Origin of the sequence: Bacillus sp. 123MFChir2 (assembly GCF_000383235.1) — a bacterium.
GTDB lineage: Bacteria > Bacillota > Bacilli > Bacillales > Bacillaceae_G > Bacillus_A.
Window position 1 is genome coordinate 21,621 of record NZ_KB910975.1, and the last position, 6,000, is coordinate 27,620.

Consider the following 6,000-nt stretch of genomic DNA (forward strand, 5'->3'; position numbering starts at 1 on the left):
GAGCGATATAGATGAAGAAAAAGTTATTGACGATTGTATTAGGCGCATCATTAGCCCTTACAGTAGGAGCATGTGGAAAAAAAGAAGAAAGTAAACCTTCAAGCCCCGGCCAAGAAGCAAGTGCTGATAGCGCTGAGAAAGTATTCCAAAAAAGCTGTGCAGGTTGTCATGGTAATGACCTACAAGGATTATCTGGACCAGCGTTACAAAAAGTAGGCGGAAAGTACGGGAAAGAAGATATTGAAAAAATTATCACGAAAGGCCGCGGCGCTATGCCAGCTGGTCTAATCCAAGGCGAAGATGCGAAAAAAGTAGCAGAATGGCTAGCAGAGAAGAAGTAAAATAGAAAAGCGAAGGCGGCTTGAACAGAATCGCAGGACGTTGGAGCCCCCGACAGAGAGGTGCTTTTTGCCTCGTTCGAGGGAGCGAAACGACCGGAGATTCTAGCCGCAGGAGCTAGACAAAAAAGAAAAGCGAAGGTGGCTTGCTCAGAATCTCATCATGAAATAGCAACAAATAAGACCTTTTTGTGTGACAACGCGAGGTCTTATTTGTTTGGGTTATGTCGTATATTTCGTGCCATGTAACATAACTGTAACAAACTTGTATCCGAATTTAAAGGCGAATAATGGTACAATGTAGGGCGTAGTGCCTTTTTGTAGAATTTTGCAGAAAAAGTTTTACATATTTAGAAGTTGAAATAGTGAAAAACGACCGAAGATTTTAGCAACTATAGTTAAACATCGAAGATAAAAAGTGTCGAAAAAATCATTAGTATTGGGTGATAAATAATGATAACAATGACGAATGTTTATAAGGAGTATCCAAATGGCATGAAAGCCGTTAATGGACTCACAGTAAAAATTAAGCAAGGCGAATTCGTGTATGTAGTAGGACCGAGTGGAGCCGGGAAATCTACATTTATTAAAATGATGTATCGTGAAGAAAAACCAACTACAGGATCTATTAATGTAAATGGTTTAGTAATTGAATCTTTAGCAGAACGCGACGTACCATATTTCCGTCGTCAGTTAGGCGTAATTTTCCAAGATTTTAAGTTACTTCCGAAGTCAACTGTATATGAAAATGTTGCGTTTGCTTTAGAAGTTATCGAAGAAGAACGAGGCGTAATTCGTGAGCGTGTTACGGAAGTATTAAAACTTGTAGGTCTTGAAGAGCGTGCTAATTCATTGCCAAATGAGCTTTCTGGTGGGGAACAACAACGTATTGCAATTGCAAGAGCAATCGTGAATCGTCCGAAAGTTGTAATTGCTGATGAACCAACAGGTAACCTTGATATGGATACAGCGATGGATATTATGAGTATTTTTAAGCGCATTAATGAACGCGGTACAACGATTATTATGGCGACGCATAATGCGGATATTGTAAATACAATTCGTCATCGTGTAATTGCAATTGAAGGTGGAAAAATTGTTCGAGACGAGATTGAGGGAGGATACGGATATGAAGACTAAAACCCTTGGTCGCCACTTACGAGAAGGCGTCAAAAATTTATCCCGTAACGGATGGATGACATTTGCCTCTGTAAGTGCAGTAACCGTTACATTACTGCTTGTAGGTGTCTTTTTAACAGCGATTATGAATATGAACCATGTTGCGACGAAAGTAGAGCAAGATGTAGAAATTCGTGTACACATTGATCCAGCAGCAAAGAAAGAGGATCAAAAGAAATTAAAAGAAGATATTTCCAAGATTTCGAAAGTCGATTCTGTTAAATATTCTTCTAAAGACGAAGAACTAAAAAAATTGATTAAAAGTTTAGGCGATAGCGGGAAAACATTTGAATTATTTGAGCAAGATAACCCGTTAAAAGATGTATATGTTGTAAAAGCAAAAGAACCAACTGATACAGCTGTTATTGCAAAGAAAATTGCAAAAATGCAATTTGTAAATAAGGTACAATACGGACAAGGTGAAGTAGAAAAACTATTTGAAACAGTAAAAACTGGCCGTAATATTGGGATTATCTTAATTGCTGGTCTATTATTCACAGCGATGTTCTTAATCTCTAATACAATTAAAATTACAATCTATGCACGAAGCACTGAAATTGAAATTATGAAACTTGTTGGGGCAACAAACTGGTTTATTCGTTGGCCATTCTTATTAGAAGGATTATTCCTAGGTGTACTAGGTTCAATCATTCCAATCATTATGATTATGACTTCATATAATTCAATTCAAGCTATGTTTAATGAGAAATTTGCAGGAACAATTTTTGAATTGCTTCCATACAGCCCGTTCGTTTTTGAGCTATCGGGATTATTAATGCTAATTGGTGCATTAATTGGTATGTGGGGAAGCGTTATGTCAATCCGTCGTTTCTTAAAAATATAAGTGTAAAAAGTTGCAAACATATTTCGTACAAGCTTATCATATAGTAGAAATAGTTAAAGGCATCGCACAGTGTGTGATGCCTTTTCATACACCATTGTGTGTTCGGAAAGGGGAATTCCGCATTGAAACGTAGAGTTGCGATTATAGGAATGGTTGTAGCGTTTTTCATTGGCGCTGGCGGAATGTTTGCGGGTATATATTGGCTTGGCGGCCCTTATATGGCGCAATCTATTACAGGGAAAAATGCCAATGTAAAACAAGAGGATCTGGACAAAATTCGCGAAGCGTATGCATTAATTGATTCACGTTATGTTGAGGAAGTGAAGGATGACAAGCTAGTTGAAGGGGCTATTCAAGGGATGCTTGCAACGCTGAAAGATCCATACTCTACATACATGGATAAGAAAACAGCGACGCAATTTGAGCAATCGCTTGATCCAGAGCTAGAAGGAATTGGTGCTGAAGTTAATAAAACCGATGAAAAATTAATTATTGTGTCACCGATTAAAGACTCACCGGCAGAAAAGGCAGGTCTGAAACCGAACGATCAAATTTTAACAGTGGATGGAAATGGTGTGAAAGACTTATCCCGCGAAGAAGCAGTTATGAAAATTCGTGGAAAGAAGGGGACAACAGTTACGCTTGAAGTGAAGCGTTCAGGAGTTACTGATCCGTTAACATTTAAAATTAAGCGTGATAAAATCCCGATTTTCACTGTATTTAGTTCTGTGAAGAAAGAGAACAATAAGGATATTGGATATATACAAATTACATCATTCTCTGACAAAACAGCGAAAGAATTTAAAGATCAGTTGAAAGAGCTTGAAAAGAAAAATATACAAGGACTTGTCATTGATGTACGGGGAAATCCAGGCGGCTATTTAAAAAGTGTTGAAGATATTTTAAAAGAGCTGATGACAGATAGAAAACCAATGCTTCAAATAGAACAGCGTAATGGCGAGAAGCAAAAGGCCTATACATCATTAAAAGAGAGAAAATCATATCCAATCTCTGTGTTAATTGATAAAGGCAGCGCCTCTGCTTCTGAAATTTTAGCAGGAGCGTTAAAAGAAGGAGAAGGCTATCCTCTTATTGGTGAGAAAACATTTGGAAAAGGTACTGTTCAGCAAGCTGTACCGTTTACAGATGGTAGTAATATTAAACTGACAATGTTTAAATGGCTAACACCAGAAGGAAATTGGATTCATAAAAAAGGAATTGAGCCAACAGTTGAAGTGAAGCAGCCTGATTACTACTATGCAACGCCAATTCAAATTGAAAAAACGTTGTCTTATAACAATAACGATGAGCAAGTGAAGCATGCACAAGAGATGTTAAAGAGTCTTGGGTATGAGCCAGGTCGTGAAGATGGCTATTTTAGTAAAGAAACAGAAGCAGCTGTGAAAGCATTCCAAAATGCAAGCAGTATGGATGCAACGGGTAAACTTGATAAAAAGACTGCAGAGACAATCCAAAATAAGATTGTTGAAAAAATTCGTTCTGGTGAAAACGATATGCAGCTTCAAGCAGCACTGAAATTAATAGCGAAATAAGAAAGGATGCCGGGGGTTCCCCGGCATCTTTTCTATATAAATCCATTTTAATCTTTTGACATATAAGTTGCTGTTATGCGGACTGCAACACGACCTGTACTCGCTTGCGCCCTTTGTTTTAAAACATCTCATGTGGCAGGAAAAGGCCCTGACCGCTTCTATGTACGGTCAGATGCTCTCGTCCTCCCCTAAAAAGAAAGAGGTTTTTAATATGTTAAACAAACGTTTGATTAATTATGATAAGATAAAATGAAACGGAGTAAATTTTACATACAGTAATATGTATGGAAAGAAATGAAATATCGTAACCACTCAGTCGTACATTTCATTTAGAAGTTTGATTCCAACGAAAATACGATCTATAGAAAGCTATTTTCATTTTTTGGCATGAAAATGGACCGACACCTTGCTACCTTTCTTTGTTTTAAAACTTTGCACGTGGCAGGAAAAGGCCTTGACCGCTTCTATGCACGGCCAGTTGCTCTTGACCATTTAAAAAAATGCTTTTCTGTCAGTTTTTCATAGAGTGACTGAGTAGTTACGAAATATCTTATAAATGGTGGTGAATCGTTTCGTGGAGAGTTGGTTATCAGAAATTATGAAGGCAATCATGCGTTTTTTAACGCATCCTGCTTTGTATGTTTTCTTTATAAGTAGTTTTTTTGTTGGATATTTACGAGTATTACGGGAACGGAAGGACTTTTCTTTTAAGGTGTATGATGTTTTGTATGAACTACGTACATCTATATTTGCAGGAATTGTTTTAGGGCTCATTTTGTCATTGATTACAGTTGGAACAGGGCTGGTCGTATCACAAGCAAGTGTGATTATAATGGCGATTTGGACGGTACCGTTTGCTATCATTGCTCAGTATAGATATTTATCACCTGCATATACGTTAGGAATTGCCATTGCAGCAGCGGTATTATCTTCAAAAATTCCATTCTCTTTCATACAGCTTCAAAAAGGAGAAGAGGGTAGTGTTGTCTCATTAGCAATTTTACTTGGACTTATGTTAGTTGTAGAAGGTGTACTTATTTCTAAAAATGCTGCAAACTATTCAACTCCGAAATTACGAAAAGGAAAACGCGGTTTAAATATTGGACTCCACGAATCAAATAGATTATGGTTAGTGCCATTATTCATTCTTATACCAGGTGATGCTTTAACGCAGTTTGTATCTTGGTGGCCAGTGGTCTCTGTTGGATCACAAAAGTTTTCTTTATTTTTAATCCCGTTCTTAGTTGGATTTACGAGAGCAGTTAGAAGCTTTGAGCCAAAAGGAGCATTATTATTTACAGGACGCCGCGTATTTGGACTAGCTGCAGTTGTCCTTTTATTAGGAATAGCGAGTTATTGGTGGTATACATTAGCAATTGTCGCTATGGGAGTAGCAGTGCTTGGGCGATTGACAATTGCTGTACAAGAGCATTTGGAAGATGAACGACGACCTGCATACTTTTCTTCTCGTGACAATGGTCTTGTTGTATTAGGTACAATTCCAGGTACAGCCGGAGAGGAATTAAAATTGAAACCAGGGGAAATCATCGTGAAAGTGAACGGGATCGTTCCAACAACTGTTGATGGGTTCTATAATGCACTGCAAGCAAGATCAACAGGAGCATTTTGTAAAATGGAAGTTGTTGATACGAACGGCGAGCTTCGCCTTGTCCAACATGCAATTTATGAAGGAGAACATCACGAACTTGGGATTGTGTTTGTAGAACAAGAACATCGGTGGGATACGGAAGCTGGTTGATGTTGTTAAACGAATAGCATATAAAAACGCATCTAAAGTTAGATGCGTTTTTTTCAGAGTGTTGGGAAACCCTTTGGGTTTCCCAACCTCTGATGACCTTTATTGTAACTATGTATAAAAAAATTGTACGAAACAATAAAAAATAAGAAAAACAGCCCTTCAACTGACCCTTTCTGGTCAGATGAAGGGCTATTTTTTTCATGTTTTGGCAGGCTGCGGTGAGATATGCCTGTATTTGGACAGACTTCATCCCTCGGAACCGAGCGTATCGATAGCCATGTAGTTCTTTTGCATCGGCAAAACTCCGCTCAATTGTAGAACAGCGTA

At 38.1% G+C, this 6,000-nt stretch carries 5 protein-coding genes and 1 pseudogene; 5 read left to right on the top strand and 1 reads right to left on the bottom strand.

The genetic code is table 11. The annotated features are described in order from the left end of the window. The first annotated feature begins 11 nt into the window (after nucleotides 1-11). The 5 genes from cccB to H280_RS0119730 all read left to right on the top strand — a co-directional run bounded on the left by cccB (nucleotide 12) and on the right by H280_RS0119730 (nucleotide 5,673). Nucleotides 12-341, top strand: a complete 330-nt coding sequence (gene cccB / locus H280_RS0119710) for a cytochrome c551 (RefSeq protein ID WP_020062844.1) — start codon at nucleotides 12-14, stop codon at nucleotides 339-341. A gap of 450 nt (nucleotides 342-791) precedes the next feature. Beyond that, on the top strand, nucleotides 792-1,478 hold the full coding sequence (gene ftsE, locus H280_RS0119715) for a cell division ATP-binding protein FtsE (protein ID WP_020062845.1): 687 nt from the start codon (nucleotides 792-794) through the stop codon (nucleotides 1,476-1,478). Continuing rightward, nucleotides 1,468-2,361 carry a permease-like cell division protein FtsX gene (ftsX, locus tag H280_RS0119720; protein WP_020062846.1) on the top strand — a complete coding sequence of 298 codons (894 nt, stop codon included), beginning with the start codon at nucleotides 1,468-1,470 and terminating at the stop codon, nucleotides 2,359-2,361. The genes ftsE and ftsX overlap by 11 nt, the downstream gene beginning before the upstream one ends. Before the next feature lie 122 nt (nucleotides 2,362-2,483). Then, entirely contained in the window at nucleotides 2,484-3,914 is a 1,431-nt protein-coding gene (locus H280_RS0119725; RefSeq protein ID WP_020062847.1) for a S41 family peptidase, read from the top strand. A gap of 556 nt (nucleotides 3,915-4,470) precedes the next feature. Beyond that, nucleotides 4,471-5,673: a PDZ domain-containing protein gene (locus H280_RS0119730; protein WP_034304020.1), complete on the top strand. Its 1,203-nt coding sequence runs from the start codon at nucleotides 4,471-4,473 to the stop codon at nucleotides 5,671-5,673. Nucleotides 5,674-5,845: 172 nt separating this feature from the next. Here the strand turns inward: H280_RS0119730 and H280_RS25355 are convergent. Beyond that, nucleotides 5,846-6,000: pseudogene (locus H280_RS25355) on the bottom strand (transposase); the annotation flags it as partial.

What these genes read in the sequence shown, in the direction of transcription:
- H280_RS0119730 (WP_034304020.1), top strand. Translation starts at nt 4,471, where the DNA reads ATGGTGGTGAATCGTTTCGTGGAGAGTTGGTTATCAGAAATTATGAAG.
- ftsE (WP_020062845.1), top strand. Translation starts at nt 792, where the DNA reads ATGATAACAATGACGAATGTTTATAAGGAGTATCCAAATGGCATGAAA.
- cccB (WP_020062844.1), top strand. Translation starts at nt 12, where the DNA reads ATGAAGAAAAAGTTATTGACGATTGTATTAGGCGCATCATTAGCCCTT.
- ftsX (WP_020062846.1), top strand. Translation starts at nt 1,468, where the DNA reads ATGAAGACTAAAACCCTTGGTCGCCACTTACGAGAAGGCGTCAAAAAT.